The 23,556-nt window shown below is 61.9% G+C and carries 19 protein-coding genes and 2 tRNA genes; 10 read left to right on the forward strand and 11 right to left on the reverse strand.

Features of this window, described 5'->3' with window-relative positions; translation table 11 throughout:
• Positions 1–65 precede the first annotated feature (65 nt).
• Positions 66–1,736 carry an ABC transporter substrate-binding protein gene (locus M3465_RS00130; protein WP_249499679.1) on the forward strand — a complete coding sequence of 557 codons (1,671 nt, stop codon included), beginning with the start codon at positions 66–68 and terminating at the stop codon, positions 1,734–1,736.
• Positions 1,737–1,819: 83 nt separating this feature from the next.
• On the forward strand, positions 1,820–2,671 hold the full coding sequence (locus M3465_RS00135; protein ID WP_249499680.1) for a DUF1206 domain-containing protein: 852 nt from the start codon (positions 1,820–1,822) through the stop codon (positions 2,669–2,671).
• On the opposite strand, the gene M3465_RS00140 is transcribed toward M3465_RS00135, so the two are convergent.
• From M3465_RS00140 to M3465_RS00165, 6 genes are all read right to left on the reverse strand, one after another.
• Positions 2,668–3,267, reverse strand: coding sequence for a lytic transglycosylase domain-containing protein (locus tag M3465_RS00140; protein ID WP_249499681.1), 600 nt, complete (start codon positions 3,265–3,267; stop codon positions 2,668–2,670). The genes M3465_RS00135 and M3465_RS00140 overlap by 4 nt on opposite strands.
• A 123-nt stretch (positions 3,268–3,390) precedes the next feature.
• Entirely contained in the window at positions 3,391–4,794 is a 1,404-nt protein-coding gene (murD, locus tag M3465_RS00145) for a UDP-N-acetylmuramoyl-L-alanine--D-glutamate ligase (RefSeq protein WP_249499682.1), read from the reverse strand.
• 4 nt (positions 4,795–4,798) lie between these two features.
• On the reverse strand, positions 4,799–6,100 hold the full coding sequence (gene hisD / locus M3465_RS00150) for a histidinol dehydrogenase (RefSeq protein ID WP_249499683.1): 1,302 nt from the start codon (positions 6,098–6,100) through the stop codon (positions 4,799–4,801).
• A 40-nt stretch (positions 6,101–6,140) separates the two neighbouring features.
• Positions 6,141–6,614: a DUF2948 family protein gene (locus M3465_RS00155; protein WP_249499684.1), complete on the reverse strand. Its 474-nt coding sequence runs from the start codon at positions 6,612–6,614 to the stop codon at positions 6,141–6,143.
• Positions 6,611–7,882: a UDP-N-acetylglucosamine 1-carboxyvinyltransferase gene (gene murA / locus M3465_RS00160; protein ID WP_249499685.1), complete on the reverse strand. Its 1,272-nt coding sequence runs from the start codon at positions 7,880–7,882 to the stop codon at positions 6,611–6,613. The genes M3465_RS00155 and murA overlap by 4 nt, the downstream gene beginning before the upstream one ends.
• Positions 7,883–7,887: 5 nt before the next feature.
• Positions 7,888–8,073: a hypothetical protein gene (locus M3465_RS00165; RefSeq protein WP_249499686.1), complete on the reverse strand. Its 186-nt coding sequence runs from the start codon at positions 8,071–8,073 to the stop codon at positions 7,888–7,890.
• 99 nt (positions 8,074–8,172) lie between these two features.
• On the opposite strand from M3465_RS00165, the gene M3465_RS00170 reads away from it, so the two are divergent.
• The 7 genes from M3465_RS00170 (at position 8,173) to M3465_RS00200 (ending at position 15,364) form a co-directional block, all read left to right on the forward strand.
• Positions 8,173–8,247: transfer RNA gene (locus tag M3465_RS00170), tRNA-Thr, on the forward strand.
• Between the two features lie 99 nt (positions 8,248–8,346).
• On the forward strand, positions 8,347–9,525 hold the full coding sequence (locus M3465_RS00175; protein WP_249499687.1) for a glycosyltransferase: 1,179 nt from the start codon (positions 8,347–8,349) through the stop codon (positions 9,523–9,525).
• Positions 9,526–9,534: 9 nt separating this feature from the next.
• Complete coding sequence (locus tag M3465_RS00180) at positions 9,535–10,749, forward strand: 3-deoxy-D-manno-octulosonic acid transferase (protein ID WP_249499688.1); 1,215 nt, start codon at positions 9,535–9,537, stop codon at positions 10,747–10,749.
• A gap of 87 nt (positions 10,750–10,836) precedes the next feature.
• Positions 10,837–11,268: a DUF1178 family protein gene (locus tag M3465_RS00185; RefSeq protein WP_249499689.1), complete on the forward strand. Its 432-nt coding sequence runs from the start codon at positions 10,837–10,839 to the stop codon at positions 11,266–11,268.
• Between the two features lie 69 nt (positions 11,269–11,337).
• Positions 11,338–12,576: an aspartate kinase gene (locus M3465_RS00190; protein WP_249499690.1), complete on the forward strand. Its 1,239-nt coding sequence runs from the start codon at positions 11,338–11,340 to the stop codon at positions 12,574–12,576.
• A gap of 48 nt (positions 12,577–12,624) precedes the next feature.
• On the forward strand, positions 12,625–14,865 hold the full coding sequence (gene ptsP, locus M3465_RS00195; protein ID WP_249499691.1) for a phosphoenolpyruvate--protein phosphotransferase: 2,241 nt from the start codon (positions 12,625–12,627) through the stop codon (positions 14,863–14,865).
• A 425-nt stretch (positions 14,866–15,290) separates the two neighbouring features.
• Positions 15,291–15,364 (forward strand) — tRNA-Cys (locus M3465_RS00200).
• Between the two features lie 62 nt (positions 15,365–15,426).
• Here the strand turns inward: M3465_RS00200 and M3465_RS00205 are convergent.
• Entirely contained in the window at positions 15,427–16,512 is a 1,086-nt protein-coding gene (locus tag M3465_RS00205; RefSeq protein ID WP_249499692.1) for a tyrosine-type recombinase/integrase, read from the reverse strand.
• Between the two features lie 228 nt (positions 16,513–16,740).
• Positions 16,741–17,148, reverse strand: a complete 408-nt coding sequence (locus M3465_RS00210; RefSeq protein WP_249499693.1) for a hypothetical protein — start codon at positions 17,146–17,148, stop codon at positions 16,741–16,743.
• Between M3465_RS00210 and M3465_RS00215 the strand changes: the two genes are divergently transcribed.
• Positions 17,147–17,713, forward strand: coding sequence for a helix-turn-helix domain-containing protein (locus tag M3465_RS00215; protein ID WP_249499694.1), 567 nt, complete (start codon positions 17,147–17,149; stop codon positions 17,711–17,713). The two genes, M3465_RS00210 and M3465_RS00215, sit on opposite strands and share 2 nt — an antisense overlap.
• Positions 17,714–17,770: 57 nt before the next feature.
• On the opposite strand, the gene M3465_RS00220 is transcribed toward M3465_RS00215, so the two are convergent.
• The 3 genes from M3465_RS00220 to M3465_RS00230 all read right to left on the reverse strand — a co-directional run bounded on the left by M3465_RS00220 (position 17,771) and on the right by M3465_RS00230 (position 23,536).
• Positions 17,771–21,181 carry an AAA domain-containing protein gene (locus M3465_RS00220; RefSeq protein ID WP_249499695.1) on the reverse strand — a complete coding sequence of 1,137 codons (3,411 nt, stop codon included), beginning with the start codon at positions 21,179–21,181 and terminating at the stop codon, positions 17,771–17,773.
• Positions 21,182–21,217: 36 nt separating this feature from the next.
• Positions 21,218–21,763 (reverse strand): recombinase family protein, encoded by a 546-nt coding sequence (locus M3465_RS00225; RefSeq protein WP_249499696.1) that lies wholly within the window; start codon positions 21,761–21,763, stop codon positions 21,218–21,220.
• Positions 21,764–21,856: 93 nt separating this feature from the next.
• Positions 21,857–23,536: an AIPR family protein gene (locus M3465_RS00230; RefSeq protein ID WP_249499697.1), complete on the reverse strand. Its 1,680-nt coding sequence runs from the start codon at positions 23,534–23,536 to the stop codon at positions 21,857–21,859.
• Positions 23,537–23,556 lie beyond the last annotated feature (20 nt).

Raw genomic sequence — 23,556 nt, forward strand, 5'->3', positions numbered from 1 at the left:
CACCGCGCCTCTGGGTTTAGGCCGAAAGGCGTTCCCCCGCGACCGAAGCCAAAAGGGAGACCGACATGAGCCACGCCGCCCATCCAAGCAACATTCCAGCCGCTGCCCGGCTCTTTGCCGGGGAGTTCCGGCGCGGACGCATGGATCGGCGTGAATTCCTAGCGCGGGCGACCATGCTCGGAGTATCCACCGGTGCGGCCTATGCCTTGGGCGGCCTGCCCGCGCCGGCGGCCGAAGAGCCGGTCCCTCGGCGCGGCGGCACGCTGAGGATGCAGATGGAAGTGCGCCCGCACCGCGATCCCCGCACCTATGACTGGGCGCAGATGGCCTATATCACCGCCGGAACGCTGGAATATCTTGTCGAATATAATTCTGACGGCAGCTTTCGCGGCATGTTGCTGGAGGCGTGGGAGGTCAATGACGACGCGACGCTCTATACCTTGCACCTGCGCCCCGGCGTGACGTGGAGCAACGGCGATCGCTTCACCTCGGCCGATGTGGCCCGGATGGTCGAGCGCTGGTGCGACCGGCAGGTGCCGGGCAATTCGATGGCCGAACGACTGGCCTCGCTGGTCGATGACGCAAGCGGCAGGCTGGCCGATGGCGCGGTCGAAATCGTGGATTCGCAGACGCTGCGCCTGAAGCCCTCGCGGCCCGATATCACGCTGATCGCCGGGATGGCCGATTACCCGGCGGCGGTGGTGCATGAAAGCTACAATCCCGAGGCCGAGCTTTCCACGCTGGTCGGCACCGGTCCGATGGTGATCGAAAGCCTTGCCGTGAACGAACGCGCGGTGCTCGTCAGGGGCGATCATCCCTGGTGGGGCGACGCGGTGTTCGAGGAAGGCGGCTTCTACCTAGACCGGATCGAGTTCATCGATTACGGCACCGACCCCGCCGCCTGGGTGGAGGCCGCGCGCGCCGGCGAGGTGGATCTTTTCTACGAGAGCGTCAGCGAATTTGTCGAGGTTCTGGACGCGCTGGGTTTCGAACGCTCCGAGGTTCTGACGGCGGCGACGATCTGCATCCGCCCGAACCAGCGCGCCGAGATCGAGGGAATGCGCCCCTATGCCGACAAGCGCGTGCGCCTCGCGCTGGCAATGGCGGTCGACAACGCGATCTGCCTCGAGCTCGGCTATGGCGGGCGCGGCATCCCGGCGGAAAACCATCATGTCGCGCCGGTGCATCCCGCGCATGACCCGTCAGTGACACGTATCCCGCACGACCCCGAGGCGGCGATGGCGCTCATGCAGGAGGCGGGAATGGCCGGGTTCGAGCATGAGCTCATCTCGATCGACGACGACTGGCGCAATCTCACCGCCGATACGGTCGCAGCGCAACTGCGCGATGCGGGCTTCAAGGTGAAGCGCCGGATCCTGCCCGGCAGGGAGTTTTGGGCCAACTGGACGACCTATCCGTTCAGCGCGACCAACTGGAACCATCGCCCGCTCGGCACGCAGACCCTTGCCCTGGCCTACCGCAGCGGAGCGGCCTGGAACGAGACGGGGTTCTCAAACGCAGAGTTCGATGCGCTTCTGGCCGAGGCGGACTCCATCGCAGATGCGGATGAGCGGCGCGCGGTGATGGGGCGGCTGCAGGAGATCCTCGTCGAGGAGGGCGTGACGATCCAGCCCTATTGGCGCTCTCTCGTGCGGCACAACCGGCCCGGCGTGATCGGAACCGCGATGCATGTCGCCTATCTGCCCCAGATCTACAAATGGGCGCTGGCGAAGTGATCCGCGCCGCGCCAAACGCTCCCTTTCGGAACCCGAAGCTGCCCGGCTGAATTGGTCCTCCACATCAGGGAAGGATCGATGCAATGGCGGAACATTCGCAAAACGACAAGCTCGACTGGGCGATTCCGGTCATGCGGGCCGGCTATGCCGGGCGCGGGCTGACCTATGTGGTGATCGCCGGCATGTCCCTCTGGGCGATCTGGTCGGGCGGCTCTGCACAGGGCACCCAATCCGCGCTCTCGAAGCTCGAAGGCACGCCGGGCGGCGGTATCGTTCTGGGGCTGATCGCGCTCGGGCTGGTGGCCTATTGCGTCTGGCGCGTGCTGGATGCGGCGTTCGATCTGGAGGATTATGGCACGGACGGCAAGGGCATCGTGGCGCGGATCGGCATGATCGTCACCGGCGTCATTCACGCCGCGCTCGGAATCGCGGCCTTCACGATTCTATGGGGCACCGGCACGGGCGGGTCGGGCATTTCGTCCCTGACGCGGCAGGCGCTGGAACTGCCGATGGGCCGCTTCCTCATCGGTGCCGCCGGCGCGGCGACAGTCGGCGCGGGCATCTACTACCTGCACAAGGCGGCGACCCAAAGCTATCACGAAAAGTTGCGGGCCAACCATTTCACCGTCAACTGGAACTGGGCGCTTCAGGCCGGTGTCGCGGCGCAGGGGATCATAGTCGGGATCGTCGGCGGGTTTTTCCTCTCCGCCGCGATCACCTACGATCCGTCCGACGCGGGCGGGATGAACAAGGTGTTCGAATGGCTGTCCTCGCAACCTTTCGGTCAGTCCATCGTCGTGCTGATCTGTCTCGGACTTCTGGGTTTCGCACTCTTCTGCTTTGTGAACGCGGCTTACCGGATCGTGCCGAAAGCGAGCGATCCTGACGTCGAAACCCTCGGCGCGCGGCTCAAGGCAAAAGCCGAGAGCGCCTAGCGGCCCCAGATCGCCTTCACATAGTCGCGGGTTTCCCGGTAGGGCGGGATGCCCTTGTGCTTGAGCACCGCGCCCGGCCCCGCGTTATAGGCGGCCAGAGCGTGCGGCCAGTTGCCGAATTTGCGGAACTGCTGCTTGAGATACCGCGCGCCGCCATCGAGGTTCTGTTCGGGATCGTTGGGATCGACCCTGAGAAGCCGCGCGGTGCCGGGCATGAGCTGCGCCAGACCGATCGCGCCCTTGTGCGACCGGGCACCGGGGTTGAAGCCCGATTCGCGCTGCACGAGCCGCAGGAAAAGATCCTCGGGAATACCGTGCCGCCGTGCGGCATTGCGCGCCATACCGAGGTAAAGCCCCTTGTAACGCCCGGTATAGCGCGGAACCTCCCCGCCCGGCACGCCCCATTTCGACGGTGTGACGACCGTGGGCGGCTGCAGACGCACCGAGTTGTTGTATTGCTGCGCCGCGCGGGTATCGAGCACCTTGGTCTTGCTCGACAGGAGCGAAACGCGGTTCTTGGTGGAGAGCACATCGGCCTGCGCCGCGCCGGCCGTTCCAATCAACGCGGCGCACACCGCCGCACTCAAGCTCCGCATTGCCACTCGCATCATCCCTCGCGCCTCACATTTGAGTTTTCGCCCCGCCGGTATAGTCGGATTTTACGCACCATGCGAGTCCCGCGCGGCCCGAATTTCCCGGACTGATGCCCCGGCGGCATGTCAGCCGCGCAGCACCGCCGCGACCTGCGCCGCGAAATCCTCGCCGCGCTGTTCGAAATTATCGTATTGATCGAAGCTGGCCGCCGCCGGAGCGAGCAGGACCACATCGCCGGGCTCGGCCTCCGCTGCGGCACGGGCGACAGCGGTTTGCATCGTGCCGCATGGGTCGGTCTCTATGCCGGGCAGTTGCATCGCGAACGCGTCCGCCTCGCGCCCGATGACATAGGCTTTGCGCACATGGGAAAGGCCGGGGGTCAGCCCGTCCAGCCCGCCTTCCTTCTGCAATCCGCCGCAGATCCAGCGGATGTTTCGGAACGCCAGAAGCGCCTTGAGCGCGCTGTCGACATTGGTGGCCTTGCTGTCATTCACGAACGTCACGCCATCCGCTTCGGCCACGATCTGGCTGCGATGCGGCAGCCCTCCGAAGGACGCCAGCGCAGGCTCGATCTGGCGCGGCCCGAGGCCCAGCGCGCGCAGCGCGGCGTAGGCGGCGCACGCGTTCTGGTGATTGTGCGCGCCGGGCAAGCCCTTGACATCGCGCAGATCGATCGACGCCACCTGCCGCCCCTTGCGCCATTCGGAAAGAAATCCCTTGCGCGCGAACACGCTCCATCCCGGACCGGACAGCTTCTGGCCCGAGGAGATGCGGATCAAACGATCATCGCCGGGCCCTTCGGCAAGCTGGTTGGCGAGGTAACGCCCCTCAGGCTCATCGACGCCAACGATCGCCCGGTCCGGCCCTCCCTCGGCAAAGAGCCGGCGCTTGGCCGCAAAATAGCCTCCGAGCCCCCCGTGACGGTCCAGATGATCGGGCGAAAGATTGGTGAACACCGCCACATCCGGCGTCAGGGCGCGCGCGAGATCGGTCTGGTAGCTCGACAGTTCGAGCACCACGACACCGCCATCGCCGGGCGGGTCGATATCCAGCACGCCGCGTCCGATATTGCCGGCAAGCTGGCTGCTGCGTCCGGCCTCCTGCAGGATATGGTGGATCAGCGCCGCCGTGGTGGATTTGCCGTTCGATCCCGTCACCGCGATGACGCGCGGCGGGGTGTCGTGGTGATCCCAACCGCCGCCGCCGAGCGAGCGGAAGAAGAGGCCGATATCGTTGTCCACCGGAACGCCCGCGTCCCATGCCTTCGCGATCACGGGGTTCGGCGCGGGGTACAGATGCGGGATGCCGGGGCTTACGATCAGGCAGGCCACGTCTTCGAACGCGCCGGCGCGGCTTAGACCCACCACCTCGAACCCTTCGGCCTCCGCCGCCGCGCGGGCTTTGGGCATGTCGTCCCAGCAGACCGGCAGCGCGCCGCCCGCACGCAAGGCGCGCGCCGCCGACAGGCCGGAGCGGCCCAGCCCCAGAACCGCGACCTTGCGTCCAGAAAATCCTTGAACCGGGATCATCGCCCTACCCGTTCAGCTTGCGCAAACGCGCGGTCACGGACAGCCCATGCGCTTCGAGCGATTCAGAACGCGCGAGGGTTTCCGCCGCCGGGCCGATGGCGCGCAGCGCCTCGGGCGTCATCCGCGCCAGCGTCGTGCGCTTGAGGAAATCGAGCACCGACAGCCCCGAGGAGAACCGCGCCGAGCGCGCCGTGGGCAGCACATGGTTCGGCCCTCCGATGTAATCGCCGATGGCCTCGGGCGTCCATTGGCCGAGGAAGATCGCGCCCGCATGACTGATCCTGCCCGCCAGCGCGTCGGGATCGGGCACGCAAAGCTCCAGATGCTCGGGCGCGATGCGGTCACAAAGCGCCGCCGCCTCCGCCAGATCGCGCACGGTGATGATCGCGCCGAAGTCGCGCCAGCTTGCGCCCGCGATGGCGCGCCGCTCCAGCGTTTCGAGCCGCTTTTCGATGGCCTCGGCCACCGCCTGCCCGAATTCGGCATCGGTGGTGATGAGCAGCGATTGCGCGCTTTCGTCATGTTCCGCCTGGCTCAGCAGATCGAGCGCGATCCAGTCGGGGTCGTTCTCGCCATCCGCGATCACGAGGATCTCGGACGGGCCGGCGATCATGTCGATCCCTACCTTGCCGAACACCCGGCGCTTGGCCGCCGCGACAAAGGCGTTCCCCGGCCCGGTAATCTTGTCCACCGGCGCAATGGTTTCGGTGCCATAGGCCAGCGCGGCAATCGCCTGCGCGCCGCCGATCCGGTAAACCTCGTCAACCCCGGCAATGCGGCAGGCCAGCAGCACCAGCGGATTGATTACGCCGTCCGGCGTCGGCACCGTCACCGCGAGCCGCTGCACCCCCGCGACCTTGGCCGGAACCGCGTTCATCAGGACCGAGGACGGATAGCTCGCCAGCCCGCCGGGCACGTAAAGTCCCGCCGCCGAAACCGGCGTCCAGCGCCAGCCGAGCGTCGCGCCTTCAGGATCGGTCCAGCTTTCATCGCCCGGTATCTGGCGCGCATGATAGCCGCGTATCCGCTCCGCCGCCTGCTCCAGCGCCGCGCGCTCGGTTTCAGGCACACGGGCGATCTCGGCATCAATCTCGGCCTCCGAAATGCGCATACGCTCCGCCGTCAGATCGAGCCGGTCGAACCTCGCCGTCAACTCCAACACCGCCGCATCGCCCCGCGCGCGCACATCCGCGATGATCGCGGCGACAACGTCATCCACATCCGCGGAGTCCTCGCGCTTGGCAGACAAAAGCTCCGCGAATCGCGCGTCGAAATCGGCGTCCTGGGTTGAGAGGAATTGGGGCATCGAGATCTCCGAAGGGGGCTTTTCTGACGACCGGAAACGATTATTCCGGATGGCGCGGCGCTTTGCCCGAAACCGCGGCATAAGGCCGGGTCACATCGCGCAGGGTGACTTCGATCTCTTCGACCTCCAGCCGGATCGCACCGTCGCCGGCCAGCGTCAGGATCACCGCGCCTTCGTCTTCGGGATCGGGGGCGACGGACAGGAGCGACATGATCGTGTCAGCATCCTTCGGATCGACGCCTTGGCTGGAAACCCTGGTGACGTGATCGACGACCAGCACCGATTGCACCCGTTCTGGCGTGCGGTGCGCGCGGTCGGCTTTCGGCAGATCCTCCCAGCGGAAACGGTTAAGCAGGATGCCGAACCGCTTGCGCGCGGCCTGCCACTGCATTTCCGATCCGGGGAACACCGCATCCTGACAAAGGGCCGAGACCACCTGCAGATCGCCCTCGTCCATCGCCACAAGCCGCAACGGCTGCTCGGCGCCTTCCCCGAATGTCGCGTCGCGATTCATTGTTCTTTCACCCGTTCGATTTTCGCGCCCACTGCTTCGAGCTTGCGCACCACATGCTCATAGCCGCGATCCAGATGGTAGACACGGCTGACCACGGTTTCGCCTTCCGCCGCCAGCCCCGCAAGGATCAGCGAGACCGAGGCGCGCAGATCGGTCGCCATGACCGGCGCACCCTTGAGCCGCTCGACCCCGGTGACGGTCGCGGTGCCGCCGTGCACGTCGATCTTCGCGCCCATGCGCATCAGTTCAGGCGCATGCATGAAGCGGTTCTCGAAGATCTTCTCCTCCAGAACGCTGGTGCCATCGGCGGTGCAAAGAAGCGCCATCATCTGCGCCTGCAGATCGGTCGGAAAGCCGGGGAACGGCTCCGTCGTCACATCGACGGCCCGGATGCGGCCGTTCTTGCGCGCGACCTTGAGCCCGGCGGCGGTTTCCTCGACCGATATGCCGGCGGCATCCAGTTTCTCGCAAAAAGCCGACAAAAGGTCGATCCGCCCGCCGAGGCATTCCACCTCGCCGCCGCAGATCGCAGGGGCCAGCATGTAGGTGCCAAGCTCGATCCGGTCGGTGACGACGCGGTGCGTCGCGCCGCCCAGACGGTCCACGCCCTCGATAGTGATTTCGGATGTTCCCTCGCCCTCGATCCGCGCGCCCATCTTTTGCAGGCACTGCGCCAGATCGACGATCTCGGGCTCGCGCGCGGCGTTCTTCAGCACGGTCGTGCCCTTTGCCAGCGTTGCGGCCATCAGCGCATTCTCCGTCGCGCCGACCGAGACGAAAGGAAACTCGACCACCCCGCCGCGAAGCCCGCCCGAGGGAGCCGTCGCGTGAACGTAGCCGTCGCGCAATTCAAGCTTTGCGCCCATCGCCTCCAGCGCCTTGAGATGCAGGTCGACAGGCCGCGCGCCGATGGCACAGCCACCGGGCAGCGACACTTCGGCATGGCCGAACCGCGACAGAAGCGGACCCAGAACGAGGATCGAGGCGCGCATCTTGCGCACGATGTCATACTCGGCGCGGGTCGAGGTCAGATCATGGCTCGACATCGCCAGCACCTGCCCGTCCTGGAGCGCCTGCACCTCCGCGCCCAGCGATTGCAGCAAAGTGCTCATGGTGCGGATATCGCTGAGCCGCGGCGCATTCGTCAGCGTCAGCGGCTCGTCGCTCAGAAGCGTCGCCGGCATCAGCGTCAGACAGGCGTTCTTGGCGCCGGCAATCGGGATCTGCCCGCTGAGCGCGCCGTTCCCCGTCACGATGATCTGGTCCATACCTTTTAAACGCCCTTGCCCGATTTGCCGTTATCCGATGTGTCGCCGCCCGCACGTTCGCCGCCGGTCTGTTCCCCGATCCGCCCCCGCACCTGCGCCTTGCGCCTTGCGAGATTCGCCTTGAGCGCGGCCTTCAGCCTGTCCTCGCGCGCTTCGGCCTCTGATTTGTCGGATGCGGGTTTGCGTGTCATGGCGCCTTCCTATCGCAGCGGCGAAAAAGGGTCCAGATTGCGCTTGCACAGTTTCGCGATAGAGTCTAATCACCCGCCACATCGCTAAAGGCGCACGGCGCTGTGGTAGCTCAGTGGTAGAGCACTCCCTTGGTAAGGGAGAGGTCGAGAGTTCAATCCTCTCTCACAGCACCATTTCCCACCCCTCATTCCCGTTCAAACCGATCCGCGATACCTTGCTGGCGTCGCGATGCGCTGATAGCTAGGCTCCGTTGATCCTTCGGGCAGGCTTTCATGCGCGCAGCCATCGCGACAGGCGAATATCATCTGGGCGGCGAGACGTTCATCAATCGGCATATCGAGCATCTGTTCGGTGGCGATACGGTGGTGGTCTGCGGGCGGTTCCGGGGGGACAATCCCTATGGCAAGCCCTATTTCGTGCGCCGCGACGGGCTGTCGGGGCGCGACATGATGATCGCGCCCTGGTGGCTTTTGCGCAACCGGATGCGGCACGGCACCTCCCGCCTGCCCTTCGGGGAGGCCAGGGACGCGCTGGTCAAGTTCCTGCGCGAGGAGCGTGTCGAGATCGTGCTGGCCGAGTTCGGCACGCAAGCGCTGGCGTTGGCGCCGCTCGCCAATCATCTCGGGATTCCGATCTTCACCTATTTCCGCGGCACCGATGCCTCCAAGGCGATCCGCACCGAACGGATGCGGTCGGCCTACCGCAAGATGATGCCGCGGCTGGCGGGGGTGTTTTCCGTTTCGCGGTTCCTGCTCGACAATCTCGCGCGGCACGGGATTTCGCATCCCAACAGCACGGTGATCCCCTCGGGCGTCGATATCCGCCGCTTTGCGCCGCGTGCCAAGGTGCCACTGAGCTTTCTCGCCGTCGGGCGGTTCGTCGAGAAGAAGGCGCCGATGACGACGCTGCGCGCCTTCGCACGGGCGACCGAAGGGATGCCCGAGGCGCGGCTCGACTATATCGGCGATGGGCCGCTTTTCGAGCCGACACGGGTTTTGGCCGAGGAACTGGGCATCAGCGGCAAGCTGCGCTTTCACGGCGCGCAGCCGCATCACACCGTGCGTGACCGGTTGATGAGCACGCAATTTTTCCTGCAACATTCCGTCACAGCGCGCGACGGCAATACCGAGGGTCTGCCCACCGCAATCCAGGAGGCGATGGCCTGCGGCTGTATAACCATTTCGACACGCCATGCCGGCATCCCAGAGGCAATTGACGAGGGCGAGACCGGCTTTCTGGTCGAGGAACATGACGAGGCCGGTTTCACCCGCGCCATTTCGCGAGCGCTTGCGGTGCCGGACCCGCTGGCGATGTCGATGCGCGCACGGGCGGTGGCCGAGGAGCGGTTCGACAATGACGTGTTGTTGCGGCGGCTCGAACACCGGATCCGGGCCACGCTGTCCATCCCGCCGGATGGCCCGGCGGCCTGCCTGCCGCGCGTGTCCGCCTGAGGGGCGGGCGTGGGTCTCTACCGCCTGTTGATGACGCTTTTCGCCGCGAAGGAGATCCTGCGGCGCATCGCGCAGCGCGATTGGCACGGCATTCGGGCGCGGCTCGGCCGCACCAAGCCGGAGCGGCCGGGGCCGCATCTGTGGATGCATACCGCGTCGAACGGGGAGGCGATGTCGGCCCGTCCGGTGATCGATCGTCTGGCGGCGCGCGGCGAGGCGATCCTTCTGACAGTGAACACCGATACGGCGCTTGCGCTGGTGCGCGGATGGAACGTGCCGGGGCTGTCGGTGCGGCTGGCACCCGTCGATCTGCCCGGCCCGGTGCGGCGCGTGATAGCCCGATGGGGCGTGACGGCGCATGTCACATTCGAGAGCGATCTGTGGCCCATCCGCATCCGGTCGGTTCCCGGCCCGGTGATCGTTCTGGGCGCGCGGCTGACCGCGCGGACGGCGAAGGGCTGGACACGGCTGGGCCGGCTCGCGCGCGACATGCTGGGCCGCGTAAGCTATCTGTCGGCGCAGGACGCGCAATCGCTGGAGCGGTTCTCGGCGCTTGGTCTGAAGTCGGCGGCACGCGGGCCGGTTTTCGATCTCAAGGCACTTTATACGCCGCCGGATGCGACGCCCGGCGCCGATCTGCGCGCCGCCTTCACCCGTCACGAGACATGGCTTGCCGCCTCAACCCATCAGGGGGAGGAAGACATCGTGATCGCGGCGCATGAGCGCACACTGCGCGCGCGGCCGGGTCTCAGGTTGATCCTCGCGCCGCGCCATCCCAAACGCGCGGCCGGGATCGAGCAGCTGATCGGCAAGGCGGGCCTCAGCTGCGCGCGGCGCAGCCGGGGCGAGGATCCGGCTGGCGCGCAGGTCTATCTGGCCGACACGCTGGGCGAGATGCCGCTCTGGTATGCGCTGGCGGGCGTTACCCTTGTCGCCGGATCGCTGACGGATCGCGGCGGGCACACGCCCTATGAACCCGCCGCCTTCGGATCGGCGATCCTGAGCGGGCCGGATACCGGAAATTTCCGCGCGGCCTATGCGCGCCTGAAAGATGCCGGGGCGATGATCGACGTGACGGGCGCGGGCGATCTGGGTGATGCGCTCGTGTCGCTGGCGGATGCGTCGGCGCAGGAGGCACTTGGCCGAGCCGCGCAGGAGGCCTTGCGGCAGGACACCGATTTCGATGCGCTGATGCGGGATGTGCAAGCGGTTCTCAATGCTTGATATCGAACGGTTTGTGCTTATTTTCACTGAAGCCCCCATATTTCGACGACCGGCTCCACGCCCCTGCCCCTCCAATCCCGACACGCCATGATCCAGTTCACCTTGAAATGCGCCAACGATCACCGCTTCGAAAGCTGGTTCCAGTCCGGATCGGCGTTCGACAAGCTGCAGGCCGCCGGAATGGTCGGTTGCTCGGTCTGCGGCTCGACGGACGTGAGCAAGGCGATGATGGCGCCGCGTGTGGGCAAATCGGACACGTCGGACGCCCCCGCGAAACGCAGCCTGTCGCGCCCGGCGGGCCCGGTGGAGACGGCTTTGTCGGCGATGCGTAAATTCGTCGAGAAAAACTCCGATTACGTCGGCAAGAATTTCGCAACCGAGGCGCGGGCCATCCATGACGGCGCGGCCCCGGACCGCCCGATCTGGGGCGAGGCGAAGCGCGAGGAGGCCAGAAAGCTGATCGAGGACGGCGTGCCGGTCGCACCCCTGCCCTTCACCCCGACCCGCAAGACCAACTGAGACGCGCACTTGCGCCGCCCCGCGCCGGCACGTAAAGGACAGCCGACGTTCGAACCGGGGAGGCCGTTGATGCCCGTTCTCGTGATGAAATTCGGCGGAACCTCCGTCGCCACGCTCGACCGGATCAGGCGCGCGGCCAAGCGCGTCGGGGTGGAAGTCTCCAAGGGCTATGACGTGATCGTCATCGTTTCGGCCATGTCGGGCGAGACGAACAAGCTCGTCGGATATGTCGAGGAAACCTCCCCGCTTTTCGATGCGCGCGAATATGATGCGGTGGTCGCTTCGGGCGAAAACGTCACCGCCGGGCTGATGGCGCTGACCTTGCAGGAAATGGATGTGCCGGCGCGCAGCTGGCAAGGCTGGCAGGTGCCGGTCAAGACGACCTCCGCCCATTCCGCCGCGCGGATCGAGGATATCCCGACAGACAACATTCGCCAGAAATTCGGGGAAGGCATGAAGGTCGCCGTCGTCGCCGGGTTTCAGGGGATCAGCCCGGAGGGCCGGATCACCACGCTGGGCCGGGGCGGCTCGGATACAACCGCCGTCGCCTTCGCCGCTGCCTTCGGTGCCGAGCGCTGCGACATCTATACCGACGTGGACGGCGTCTATACCACCGATCCGCGCATCTGCGAAAAGGCGCGCAAGCTCGACCGGATCGCCTTCGAGGAAATGCTGGAGTTGGCATCGCTCGGTGCGAAGGTGCTGCAGACCCGTTCGGTCGAACTGGCAATGCGCTACAAGGTCAGGCTGCGCGTCGTGAGCAGCTTCGAGGAACAATCGGACGACGCAGGAACGCTGGTCTGCGCCGAGGAGGATATCATGGAAAGCAATGTTGTAGCAGGCGTGGCCTATTCGCGCGATGAGGCAAAGATGACGCTGGTGTCGGTCGCTGACCGCCCCGGCATCGCGGCGGCGATCTTCATGCCGCTCTCCGAGGCGGGGGTGAACGTCGACATGATCGTTCAGAACATCTCCGAGGAGGGGCGGACGGACATGACGTTTTCCTGCCCCACCAATCAGGTGCAGCGCGCGGAAAAGGCGCTCGCCGAAGCGAAAACCCGAGGCGACATCAACTTTCACGATCTGGTCGCGGATACCGCCGTGGCCAAGATCTCCGTGGTCGGCATCGGGATGCGCAGCCATACCGGCGTTGCCGCCAAGATGTTCAAGGTGCTCTCGGACGAGGGGATCAACATCAAGGTCATCACAACTTCCGAGATAAAGATTTCTGTTCTGATCGACCGGAAATACATGGAACTCGCTGTTCAGGCGCTGCATGATGCCTTCGAGCTGGAAAAGACCGGCTGATCGCCGCGCGATACCGGCGAGCAGCGGCGAAGCGGCAAGGGGCGGCGCATGATCGAGCGTGTGGAAAGCGAGAGCCGGAAGCTGCTTGGGCGGCTGCGCGACACGATGGCCGAAAAGGCCGCCGGGCAGGAACGGCTCGACAAGATTACCCACCTGACCGCCGATTCCATCGGCACCGAAGTCTGTTCGATCTACCTTTTCCGCGATGACGACACGCTGGAGCTTTGCGCCACCGAAGGGCTCAATCCCGAGGCGGTGCATCAGACCCGCATGAAGATGGGCGAAGGTCTGGTGGGTCGTGTCGCGCGCACCGGCAAGATCATCAACACCGCCGACGCCCCCGCGACACGGGGCTTCCGCTACATGGCCGAAACGGGCGAGGAGCTTTATTCCAGCTTTCTCGGCGTGCCGATCCAGCGATTGGGCGAAAAGCTCGGCGTTCTCGTGGTGCAGTCCAAGGATGCCCGCAAGTTCAGCGCAGATGAGGTCTATGCACTCGAGGTGGTCGCGATGGTTCTGGCCGAGATGACGGAACTGGGCGCCTTTGTCGGCGAAGGCGCGGCGCTGCGCGCGCGGCATACCGAACCGGTCCTGCTGCGCGGCATTACCGGGCAGGAAGGCAGTGCAGAAGGCCATGTCTGGCTGCACGAACCGCGCGTCGTCGTGACCAATCTGGTGGCCGACGATCCGGCTACCGAACGCGCCCGCCTGATAGAGGCGGTCGAGGCGCTACGCATCAGCGTCGATCAACTGCTCTCCGGCGCGGTCGAGGATGCCGAGCAGGTGCAGGTGCTCGAAGCCTACCGGATGTTCGCCAACTCGAAAGGCTGGCTGCGGCGGATGGAGGAGAATATCGATCGCGGGCTGAGCGCGGAGGCCGCCGTCGAGAAGGAACAATCGGATGTGCGCGCGCGGATGATGCAGGCCAATGACCTTTACCTGCGCGAAAGGTTGCAGGATCTCGATGACCTGAGCAATCGCCTGCTGCGCATCCTGACCGGCCAGGGGATGCAGACCGGCGCCGAGCTGCCCGAAAACCCGATCCTCGTGGCGCGCAATATCGGGCCGGGCGAGCTTCTGGAATACGGCCGTTCGCTGCGCGGAATCGTGCTGGAGGAAGGCGCGGTCGGCAGCCACGCCGCCATCGTCGCGCGCGCGCTCGCCATTCCGCTGGTCATCGGCACAAAACGCATCCAGATCGAGGCGCTGAACGGCGATCACATCATGGTCGACGGCGATCAGGGCGTTGTTCATCTGCGCCCCGACGATACCGTCGTCACCGCCTTTCGCGACAAGATGGCGATGCAGGCGAAAGCGCAGGAGCGCTACGCCTCGATCCGGGACAAGCCCGCCGTCACGCTTTGCGGCACGCGGATCCGGCTCGACATGAATGCCGGGCTGATGGCCGATCTTCCCTCGCTCGAAAGCTCGGGCGCCGAGGGTGTGGGGCTTTTCCGCACCGAGCTGCAATTTCTTGTGCGCAACAAGATGCCAAGACGCACCGAGCTCGTCGATATCTATGCCCGCGTGATCGATGCCGCGAGGGGCCGTCGTGTGGTCTTTCGCACGCTTGATATCGGTTCGGACAAGGTGCTGCCCTACATGGCGCCGCAGGACGAACCCAATCCCGCGCTCGGCTGGCGCGCGATCCGCGTCGGGCTCGACAAGCCGGGCGTCATGCGGATGCAGTTGCAGGCGCTTCTGCGCGCCGCGAACGGCCGGCCGCTGACGATCATGTTCCCTTTCGTTGCGCAGTTCGCTGAGTACGACGCGGCGCGCAACGAGGTGCACAAGGCCATCGCCCGCGAGGAACGGTTGGGTCATGTCCTGCCCGAACGCCTGGAAATCGGCGCCATGCTGGAGACGCCCTCGCTCGCCTTCGCCAGCAAGCGCTTTTTCGAGGAAGTCGAGTTTCTGTCCATCGGCGGCAACGATCTCAAGCAGTTCTTCTTTGCCGCCGATCGCGAGAACGAACGCGTCCGGCGCCGTTACGACACGCTCAATGTCAGCTTTCTGAGCTTCCTGCAGGATATCGTCACGCGCTGCGCGGCCACGAACACGCCCCTGTCCTTCTGCGGTGAAGATGCCGGGCGACCTGTCGAAGCGCTGTGCCTGGCGGCCATCGGTCTGCGGTCGCTCTCGATGCGTCCGGCCTCCATCGGCCCGGTCAAACACCTGCTCCGGCGCTGCGACCTGACCGAAGTGCGCCGCATCATCGAAACCGCGAAAGACGCCGGCGAGCAAACCGTGCGACCCGCAGTCATGGAATATCTGCGCAGCCTGCCGTAGCAAAAGGCCGCCGCGGAGATGATCTCGCCCACAATCCGCAAGGTTCCGCCCCGAGCGCCGATCCCCTGCCCGGCGTAACTGATCGCACCTTGCGCGGTTGCGAAATCACCGCACATGGACCCAAACCCCGCCATGCGCGAGCCTGACCTGCCCGCGAAGGCCATTCTGGCCTTGCCCATCGGATTTTCCGATGGTGGTTCACTGCGCTCGCACAAATGACGGCGCGGCGATCCGTGCCGGATCTCCAAAGGCTCGCCGCACCGCCATCCGCCCGAGCCGCATCCTTCACCGCGACCCGCTCCGATCTAGGCCCATTAACCTTAAGATTCGGTTACTTCGGCGAAGCGGCATCACCGCCGCAAACCCTCACTCCCCACTTGCGATCCCCCGCGCCTTGGTCTAAATCCAATCCACCACAACGGTCCGGCGAGTTGGCGGAGTGGTGACGCAGCGGATTGCAAATCCGTGTACACCGGTTCGATTCCGGTACTCGCCTCCATTTAATTTCAAGCACTTGCGCCATTGTCGCCTCCTTTTGAGATCGACCGTTTACAGGTCGGTTTACAGTTTTGTTCCATTTTCGGTCTTCTGGGCGGCTTCCAGCGCCCGTTTGACGCGGTCGGTTTCGTCCTCGGAAATCACCGCATAATGCTCGATCACCTGGCTCGCGTAGCGAATGCTCCAGCCCATGTACGACGCGATGTCATTCAGCCCAAGTCCGGCCTCCAGAAGTCGCGTCGCTGCCGTGCCCCTCGCGTCGTAAAGCCGAAGGTCGAACCCCTTGGCGTCCGGTGCCAACTCTGGAATGCGATTGCGCCACCGGCTCACCGCCTTTGAAGCGCTTTCAGCGTCGAGCTTCTGCCCCTTGTCCCCCACGAGAATGAGCATCCGGTCGGGCGGCGTCGCATCCAGAAGTGCCCCGAGCTTCTGGGACACAGGAATCGTCGCGATCTTACTGCGCTTGTTTGTGCGCACCCGTAGCCTGCGGCCATGCCGCGTCTTGCGGATATGCCCACGGTTGAGGCCCGCCAAATCACCGGGTCGCAACCCTGTTTCACAGGCGCAAATCAGAATGCGGCGGGCATATTCCGGAGCAGCTTGGCAGAAAAGATCAACATCGGCAGGAGTCCAGACGATCTCAGCCCGGTCAGACTCATAGACCTTTGGCAGCTTGTGACAGAAGTGGCGACTGATCTTGCCGTTGTCCTCGGCCCAGTTCAGGAAACGTGTGACCACCGTCCCGCAATAGTCGAACTGCTTGGGGGAGTGCGCCCATTGTTGCCGCCAGTCAGATACCTCTCCGCGCGATTCTGGCTCGGCGAACATGGCAAATGGATCTTCCGCAAACTCCTCCTGAAATCGCAGCATCCATTTCTTGTAGTCGCTCTGCGTGCGGGGTTTCGTTTTTAGGAACTCAGCGGAGTCCAGAAACTGGTCCACAACCGACTTCGTCAGCAAGCGCGGCTCAGCCAATCGAGTTGAACAGGCCGCAAAAGCAGAAATGTATTCAGGACTATGCTTCGAAAAGTTCAAGTCGCTTGACCAGAAACAAGGGCCGCCACGCCAAGCATAGTGGCGCTCCCGATACAGCCCGCTCACAAGCTTTCTTCTGACACGATGGACACCTTTCAGCTCAACCTTGACCACGGCGCGCTCTCCTCATCTCAACGAATGACGTCGTGGGGCTGTCAGTGGCATCCGAGGCTATCAGCCCTTGAGCTTCATCTAAACGGCGGCGGACCAACACCTCGACGTAGTAGCCTCGACGCCCCGGAACAGGGGTGATCCGCAGCTTAGCGCACCACGATCTGAATGCATCATTCGCTGCCGAATACCCAAGCGACTGGGCCAACTCATCGGAACTTACGAGCCGGATCATTTCGCTGTTCCCCGACGACTGGCCAGCCGGTCGAGGTCCACCGGGGCTGGCTGGCCGGATGCTTCTCGTAACAGAATTTCGTCCATCTGATCGGGCGTGATGATCATCGCGCTCCCGATCGAAAAATACTGCCCATGCGCTTTCGCCCGTGAGCGCAACGTGCGCGGCGACAGGTGGAAACCTCTGATTTCCAGCCGCTTAGACCACTCATCAGGGGTCCGGCCCATCTCAAGAATTTTCGACATCTCAACGACCTCCTTCGGACATTGAGCGCAAAGCAGCAGAAGATCACAAGCGATTGTTTTTAATACTTTTAAAATACGCACATCTGTGCGCAATATGGCGATCAAAGGTAGCGCAATGGCATTTAAGAAGCACAGACTTACAAATGGAGAGATCGCCATGCGGCAACGCGAGGCTGACGAATCGCTTAAACGGGGGTGGTCTGCCCATGAACGCGCCGAGCGATATCAACGAATGAAACCGCACCTCGCGCTTCGAAAGCTCCGCAAGTCACTCCGCGACGACGAAGGAAGGAGGCTCTCTCAGACCGGCATGGCTGAAATCCTTGGCCTTAGCCTGCGCGGCTACCAAAACTATGAATACGGTGAGAGGCCGATTCCGTCTGATATCCTCGCGAAGCTTAGGGCCCAATTCGATTTGCCCGCTCACTCGCTGCTCTCACACTACTTCGAAGCAAAGAGCTACGCAGAGCTGTGCCAGATTGTGGATGAAACGCTCGACCTGACCATGCACCTCGTCGCAGAATACGGTCTGAACCTGAACGATGTGCGCCGCGTGCTGAAATGTGCCCTGAGCAAACGCGAACAGGAAAGAGAGCTGAACCAAGACCCGACAATGGGCCTAGACCAAGTCGATATCGTGCAATGCGTGAAGAAGGAAACCAGCTTCTTCGACGAACCCCTCACCGGCCGATATGAGGATTTCGAACCGAGCAAGCAGCGCTAGACCACGAGGTCGGCGAACAGGCGATGCCCACGGCTCTTCCGCACACCTCCGCTGATACTAACGCTTTTCTCGATGCCCAAGACTTCCCATGATGACCTCGATCTCATTCTGAAGATGCGATCCCCGATAGACGATGGAGGTCTCGTGTCGGGCGTACTGTCCCTTTCGATCGGCACTGAGCCAGTTGTATGAGCCGATGCAGAGAAGGGAAGAGTCTGCAACGACGATCTTGCTGTGCAATTGGCGCACTTCGTGTACGCATACGCCAACATCATTGAGCACAGACTTCGTGACCTCCAACTGGCTTCGGCCTTGGCCGTCCAATTTCTGATTCAGCAGAGGGTCGGCAAACACGTCCACCTCGGCCCCGCGGGCCACAGCCTTGCGGAAGCCATCCAGCAGACCAGCACGTTTCATGGTTGATGCGATCACCCATGGGCTCACAATGGTCAACTGCCGCGCATCCGACGACAAAACATCGAGAAGAAATCTATCATGCTCGGCCGAGTCGCGCAGAGTCATCAAAGGCTGGTCAGCCGCTTGCAGATCGGCACGAGGCTGGGCTTCATAGTCAAGAGCCCGGCCAGCTGCTGAACATAGATTGTCCGCCAGAATTCCACGAGGCGTCCCTTTCGCAGCTGCGGAAATGACATCCATGTCACCAAAGACCAAGAAACAATCTTTGGCGCGGGACACCGTCACGTTCAGCATGCTCGGTGACATATCGATAAACTGGCCGTCCGAATGCTTGGAGTAGACGGGAGAGAAGATCACGATGGGGCGCTCGGCTCCCTGCAATGAATGGACCGTCCCGACTGTCATTCTGCTATCGAGACCACGTTCGGCACAGGCCGCTTTGATTTCTCGCACCTGACGGCCAAACGGCGTGACAACGCCAACGATATCAGCGAGCCGTTTCCCGTATTGGTCTTCCAGTGATTTCTGATTTGAAGCGAGCCAGTCGGCAATCGTGGCCGCTTCCGTCGCATTTGCCCTGCTGCCGCCAAAACTCACCGCTCTGCCGTCTATGTGCAGATATCCCATGGCCGGGCGCTCGCCGTCATCCGGCGCGTTGCCACGTAAGGGCCGGAGTGCTCCGTTGTAGCAAAGCGTATTACTGAAACCGATTATCTCATCATAGCAGCGCCGATGCTCAAAGAGGTATAGGCCACGTTCCAAATCCGGATAGGGTTCATAAGGGCAAGCCTCTTGAGCTAGCCGCATCGCACTGCCATCCGTGCTGCGAATACCCCGGTTTGAGACGGCCACAAGATCAGCTTCCGAATATACATCGGGCAGAAGACCACAGCCTTGCAGATTGCCGATATCAACCGAGCTGGAGACTGACGATATAGGTTCGATCTGCTGCGTATCCCCGATTACCAGCGCGCGCTTCGCTAACGCGAAAGACGGTGCGGCCACCTCGGGCAGAACCTGCCCGGCTTCATCGACTATCAGAAGATCGATAAAGCCTAGCAAGTAACCTTCACCCTGTGGTCGCCAGAACTTCATTTTACCGGGCAGGCTGGCAAATGTGGATACGGCGCAAGGAGTCAGCATCATGCGGCGACGCCAGCGAGGCTCGACATCGCTCCGTGTAGTTTTCCAGTTATCTTCGACAATTGCTTCCAAATCCGCTTCCATTTCAAGAAGCCAGCGTCCTTCCCAATAATGACTGGCAAGTCGGAACAGTTGGAACCGTGAGGTGACATCCGCAAGCTGGTCGAAGGTCAGTGCGTCGGTGATATGCGGTGGCGGTGCCCCGAGTTGATCAGTTGCTTCCTGCCATGCCTGATTTGCTGCCTTAAGATCGGCGTGCGCCGACCGAGCTTGTTCAAGCTTAGCTTGAGCAGAACGCGAGCGCTCAGCGGCGTTGCCTATATCGGCTCTCAATGCCGATTCGATGTCAGAAACAGATGAATCATACCCAAAATCGAGCGTGCAGCCGACTTCCTGAAGCGCCATACGAGCCTTTGCAGCGCGTTTGCGCGCGACAGGGGGTAGGAAACTGAAGAGGGACAGAACGGAGGATTCACCGGCTTGATGCCGAGTCCAAGCCACATCCCATGCTTTACACTTATCGTGCTCAGCAGATATCCGTTTCGCGTCATCCTCGAACCGTGACAACGCAGTCTCAGGATTGTCCCCAAGAAGGCTCCGAACCTTCTCAGAAAGGGCAGCAAGGCGGACTCTGGCATCGTCGATATCCGATAGTTTTGCGGCCTCGTGCACGATCAATTCGTGCAACCGAGAGACGATATCTTCCACGCCGGGGGTGTCGATCTCTGGAAACGCCCGATGCCCGGCGTCGACATAGGCCGCCTTGGCGCGCTCAAAATAATCCTCGGTTTCAAGTTCGAGATAGAAGCGCTCGGTCTGGTAGCGCTTCGATGCGCCTTCATTTTCTTGCTTTTGAGAGGCCAAAAACATCCCATAGCTGTTTAAGTCTGGTAGCCAGCGCCCCGCAAATGGCCCTTCGCCTCTAGCGAAATCCTTGCCGAAAGCATCGATGATATTGGTTACTGCTTGGTTGTTGGTCGAGGCTGCCACAATGATGGGAGGCTCTGCTTTCTCCAGAGCGGCGCGCACCCAAGCATCTGCAATCGCCGAAAGTAGCATCGTCGTCTTGCCAGTCCCTGGCGGACCATTGACGGCCAGCACATCGCCAAGCTGCCCTGTTGAAAGATAGGAGAGAACCTGACGTTGATGATCCGCAAGCGGATACTGATCATTCGAGTGCCCCAAACGATTAATGAAGTTCGTCTCGGTTTCTTCCGAAAGTGCGATTGTCTTGGCAGGCGGGCAGGCAACTTTCTCCAAGAGTGGCGAAGAGGGCTTATGGCTCAACAATGTGTCGTAGAGTTTGATGATCTGGGCAATGGTGGCTGCCGCGTCACCGGCAACTTCCATAAAGCCAATACCCGCAGGCGCGTAGCCCGCACCTTTGGTAGGCCATCCGGGCGCGACGGCATCTACCATGCTACGGCAATGGTCGAGATATTGAGGCCAGATCGCTCTACTTTCATCGAGTTTGAGCGGTGTTGCCGATAGAAAGCGGTCGAAATCCTCAACAGAGCCCATCGAGAACTCATCGTTTGGCAGTGGTGTCAGCACATCTCTGGCGATAACATTGCGAGATGGGAGAATAGCCCCCGACCTGTCCACTGTCGCCTCGGTAACAACGGGGGCCACAATTTCCGGCATACCATTGAAAACCGTCGTCCCGTGTGAGGTCATTCGGGATGTCACCATAGGCCAGATTTTCACCGAAACAATTTCTGCGTCCGGCTTCTGATCTGCGAACACTTGTCGAACTTGGTTTTGGGGGAGGCTGCCGTTTCGCAATGTGTCGGTCGTCAGCTCAATAAAGCTCTTTCGATCCTTCTGCCGGAAACGCCCTCGCCCGAGAGCCCCATCGGCCAACGAAGAACGCCAGTAACGCAGAACATCGTAAAAGTTGGGAACCATAGTGCTCGATCTCTTTGTTATCTAGGAAATTTGATTTCATCTGATGCGGGAAACCGTTGACCGGGACACCCCGAGTAAACGCGCAATTTCGGCATTGTCCTGTCCTTCCAAACGCAGTTTGAGGACCGCGTTGCGCTGGTGAGACGTGAGCTTGGGTGGACGACCAAGCCGTTTCCCCGCTCGCCTCGCCCGTTCGCGCCCCTCAGCGGTCCGCTCGGCAATCAAAGACCGCTCGAATTCCGCCAACCCTCCCAGAACGGTGAGAATGAGTTTGCCTGTGGGTGTTGTGGTGTCTGCCCATGAATCTACAAGCGACTTTAACTTCGCACCGTTGGTTTCGATCGTGTGGACAATATCCAGAAGATCGCGCGTCGATCGCGCGAGCCGATCAAGTCGCGTCACAACGAGCACATCCCCTTCCGCGAGAGTTGCGAGCGCGCTTATCAACTCCGGTCGGGCGCGCTGCGCCCCACTCATTGTTTCACTGAATATCGAGGCACACCCAGCTGCACGAAGCTGCTCAAGCTGTGCATCAAGGGTCTGACCAGTAGTGGAAACGCGCGCATAGCCAATCAATTTCATGCCTTCTTTATGCACGCAACTTTCGCACGGCCCAAGTGGTTGATTTCATATAGGCGCCTCCGCCGTGCATAAATCTTGATTTATGCACGGGCTTCACGAAACGGCTAGGAGATCAAAGAAGTCCGTCTGCTTGGCGCTGATCTCACCAAGAATACGTTCTTTCGTTCGTGGACTGCGGAACATTTGGTAATGAGCAACCGCTTTCTGTTGGCTGCAAGCTGCTGCAACTCGCCGAATGGCCTCTTCCACCAATTCGAGCGCTGCATCACCTTCGGGCAACTCTGGCTTTTGCGATTTCACATGAAGGAGCTTGCAAGCGAAGAGAATAAACCATTGTCCATAAACGAGGTACTGGTGCTCATGTCCGCTCTCTGGTGAGGAACCAAACTTTGCTTGGTATGCGTCGCGAAGCTCTTCAATGATCCCGTAAAGCCGATAGAGCTTGATCAACTCGTCGATGTTCTGACGGCTCCCAAATACCTGCTGGAAGCGGGCATCGAAAATCGAATCCGATTCAGTCTTGGCGCGATCCGGCTCTCTGAGATCAAACGACAAGATGATTTGGCCCAGCTTCAGGGCGTCAATCCTCTTGTCGTCTGGTTGATCTGAGTGCATATTCTTCTTCCGCTCGAAGAAGTAGCCCTTTTCCTTGAACGCAAGCTCCAGCTTCTTCAGGATTTCATGGTTCGACATGAGATCACGGCTTTGAATCCGCGCTTGGCTGTTGGTCGCAACAGCCACCCTTTCCGCGATATCTGACCGATCCGTTGCATACATGCGCACCATCACGACGACATCAGACAGCGCCTCCGGATCGGTGCGGGCGGCTTCCACCAACGAGTGCGAGGTTTGCGCACCGTTGACGATCTGAAAGTCCTTGAAGACCAATTTCGGGTTGGTGTGGCCCTTGTTGTATGAAAAGCTCTTGCAGGTGATCGTGACGCCATTGTTCAGGTACCAAAACAGGTAGCTATCGTTTGATGTGGCCGTCGAGATAATCGCCTGATTGAAGCCACCCTTGGCCCCGAGAAACACTCGCAGATTGTCATCAAACAGGTGGCGTTTGATTGTTTCGCCGTCGTCTTCCGTGATCAACTCGACAAAGGACATTGCGTCAATCGACGCAATCGCCCCTCGAACATCGCCGTCCGAACGCTCAAGGATTTCACGGCCAATAACCTGTAGCTGACCATCCTCGCGGGCACGCCCTTCGCCAGCCATGGCTTGAACAACACTATGCCCGCCGTAGAACTCAAATGAAACCGACGTATGCGATGCCTTTATGGTCTCGATGATGCCCAATGCAGAGGTCGAGAAGCCTTCACCGTTCGAACAGAAAATGGCCTTGTAGCGGCAGATTTTACCTTTGTCGTGGAATTCCCAGATCCGGCGAACAGCTTCTTGAAGTCGGAAGTTTCCGCTATTTGCCAATCCATCTGACTTCTCAAACAACTCGTTGAGAAAAAGGGAAACTTTCAGAATCTCGGTGTCATTGATCGTCTTGTGACAAGTGCTTTGGCTCTCCCGATATTTCGACTGGAACAGGAAAACTTCGGCGCTGCTTTCGCTTTCGATGATGTGAATCGCATCGATCCCCCTATCATCGGGGCCATCGGTGATGATCTCTTGCAACTGGTCATCGTGGCCGGGAAAAATCTGGCCGAGAACGATAGCAAGAAAGCCTACCGTTTTCTTGGGGAACTGGTGCCTTTCGCAAGTCTTCGACACCCTTGCGTCGATGATGTCCCAATCCATCTTTGAAATCGGCTTCATGGCGTATCCTCACCCCTTAA

The organism is Marivita sp. GX14005, from assembly GCF_023370775.1.
Lineage (GTDB): Bacteria > Pseudomonadota > Alphaproteobacteria > Rhodobacterales > Rhodobacteraceae > Marivita.

Bases quoted from the DNA above. Each gene is read 5' to 3' on its own strand.
- M3465_RS00190 (WP_249499690.1), top strand. From the start codon at position 11,338: ATGCCCGTTCTCGTGATGAAATTCGGCGGAACCTCCGTCGCCACGCTC.
- M3465_RS00130 (WP_249499679.1), top strand. From the start codon at position 66: ATGAGCCACGCCGCCCATCCAAGCAACATTCCAGCCGCTGCCCGGCTC.
- M3465_RS00185 (WP_249499689.1), top strand. From the start codon at position 10,837: ATGATCCAGTTCACCTTGAAATGCGCCAACGATCACCGCTTCGAAAGC.
- M3465_RS00175 (WP_249499687.1), top strand. From the start codon at position 8,347: ATGCGCGCAGCCATCGCGACAGGCGAATATCATCTGGGCGGCGAGACG.
- M3465_RS00210 (WP_249499693.1), bottom strand. From the start codon at position 17,148: ATGGCGATCTCTCCATTTGTAAGTCTGTGCTTCTTAAATGCCATTGCG.
- M3465_RS00230 (WP_249499697.1), bottom strand. From the start codon at position 23,536: ATGAAGCCGATTTCAAAGATGGATTGGGACATCATCGACGCAAGGGTG.
- M3465_RS00165 (WP_249499686.1), bottom strand. From the start codon at position 8,073: ATGACACGCAAACCCGCATCCGACAAATCAGAGGCCGAAGCGCGCGAG.
- M3465_RS00215 (WP_249499694.1), top strand. From the start codon at position 17,147: ATGCGGCAACGCGAGGCTGACGAATCGCTTAAACGGGGGTGGTCTGCC.
- ptsP (WP_249499691.1), top strand. From the start codon at position 12,625: ATGATCGAGCGTGTGGAAAGCGAGAGCCGGAAGCTGCTTGGGCGGCTG.
- M3465_RS00140 (WP_249499681.1), bottom strand. From the start codon at position 3,267: ATGCGGAGCTTGAGTGCGGCGGTGTGCGCCGCGTTGATTGGAACGGCC.
- M3465_RS00225 (WP_249499696.1), bottom strand. From the start codon at position 21,763: ATGAAATTGATTGGCTATGCGCGCGTTTCCACTACTGGTCAGACCCTT.
- murA (WP_249499685.1), bottom strand. From the start codon at position 7,882: ATGGACCAGATCATCGTGACGGGGAACGGCGCGCTCAGCGGGCAGATC.
- murD (WP_249499682.1), bottom strand. From the start codon at position 4,794: ATGATCCCGGTTCAAGGATTTTCTGGACGCAAGGTCGCGGTTCTGGGG.
- M3465_RS00155 (WP_249499684.1), bottom strand. From the start codon at position 6,614: ATGAATCGCGACGCGACATTCGGGGAAGGCGCCGAGCAGCCGTTGCGG.
- M3465_RS00220 (WP_249499695.1), bottom strand. From the start codon at position 21,181: ATGGTTCCCAACTTTTACGATGTTCTGCGTTACTGGCGTTCTTCGTTG.
- hisD (WP_249499683.1), bottom strand. From the start codon at position 6,100: ATGCCCCAATTCCTCTCAACCCAGGACGCCGATTTCGACGCGCGATTC.
- M3465_RS00135 (WP_249499680.1), top strand. From the start codon at position 1,820: ATGGCGGAACATTCGCAAAACGACAAGCTCGACTGGGCGATTCCGGTC.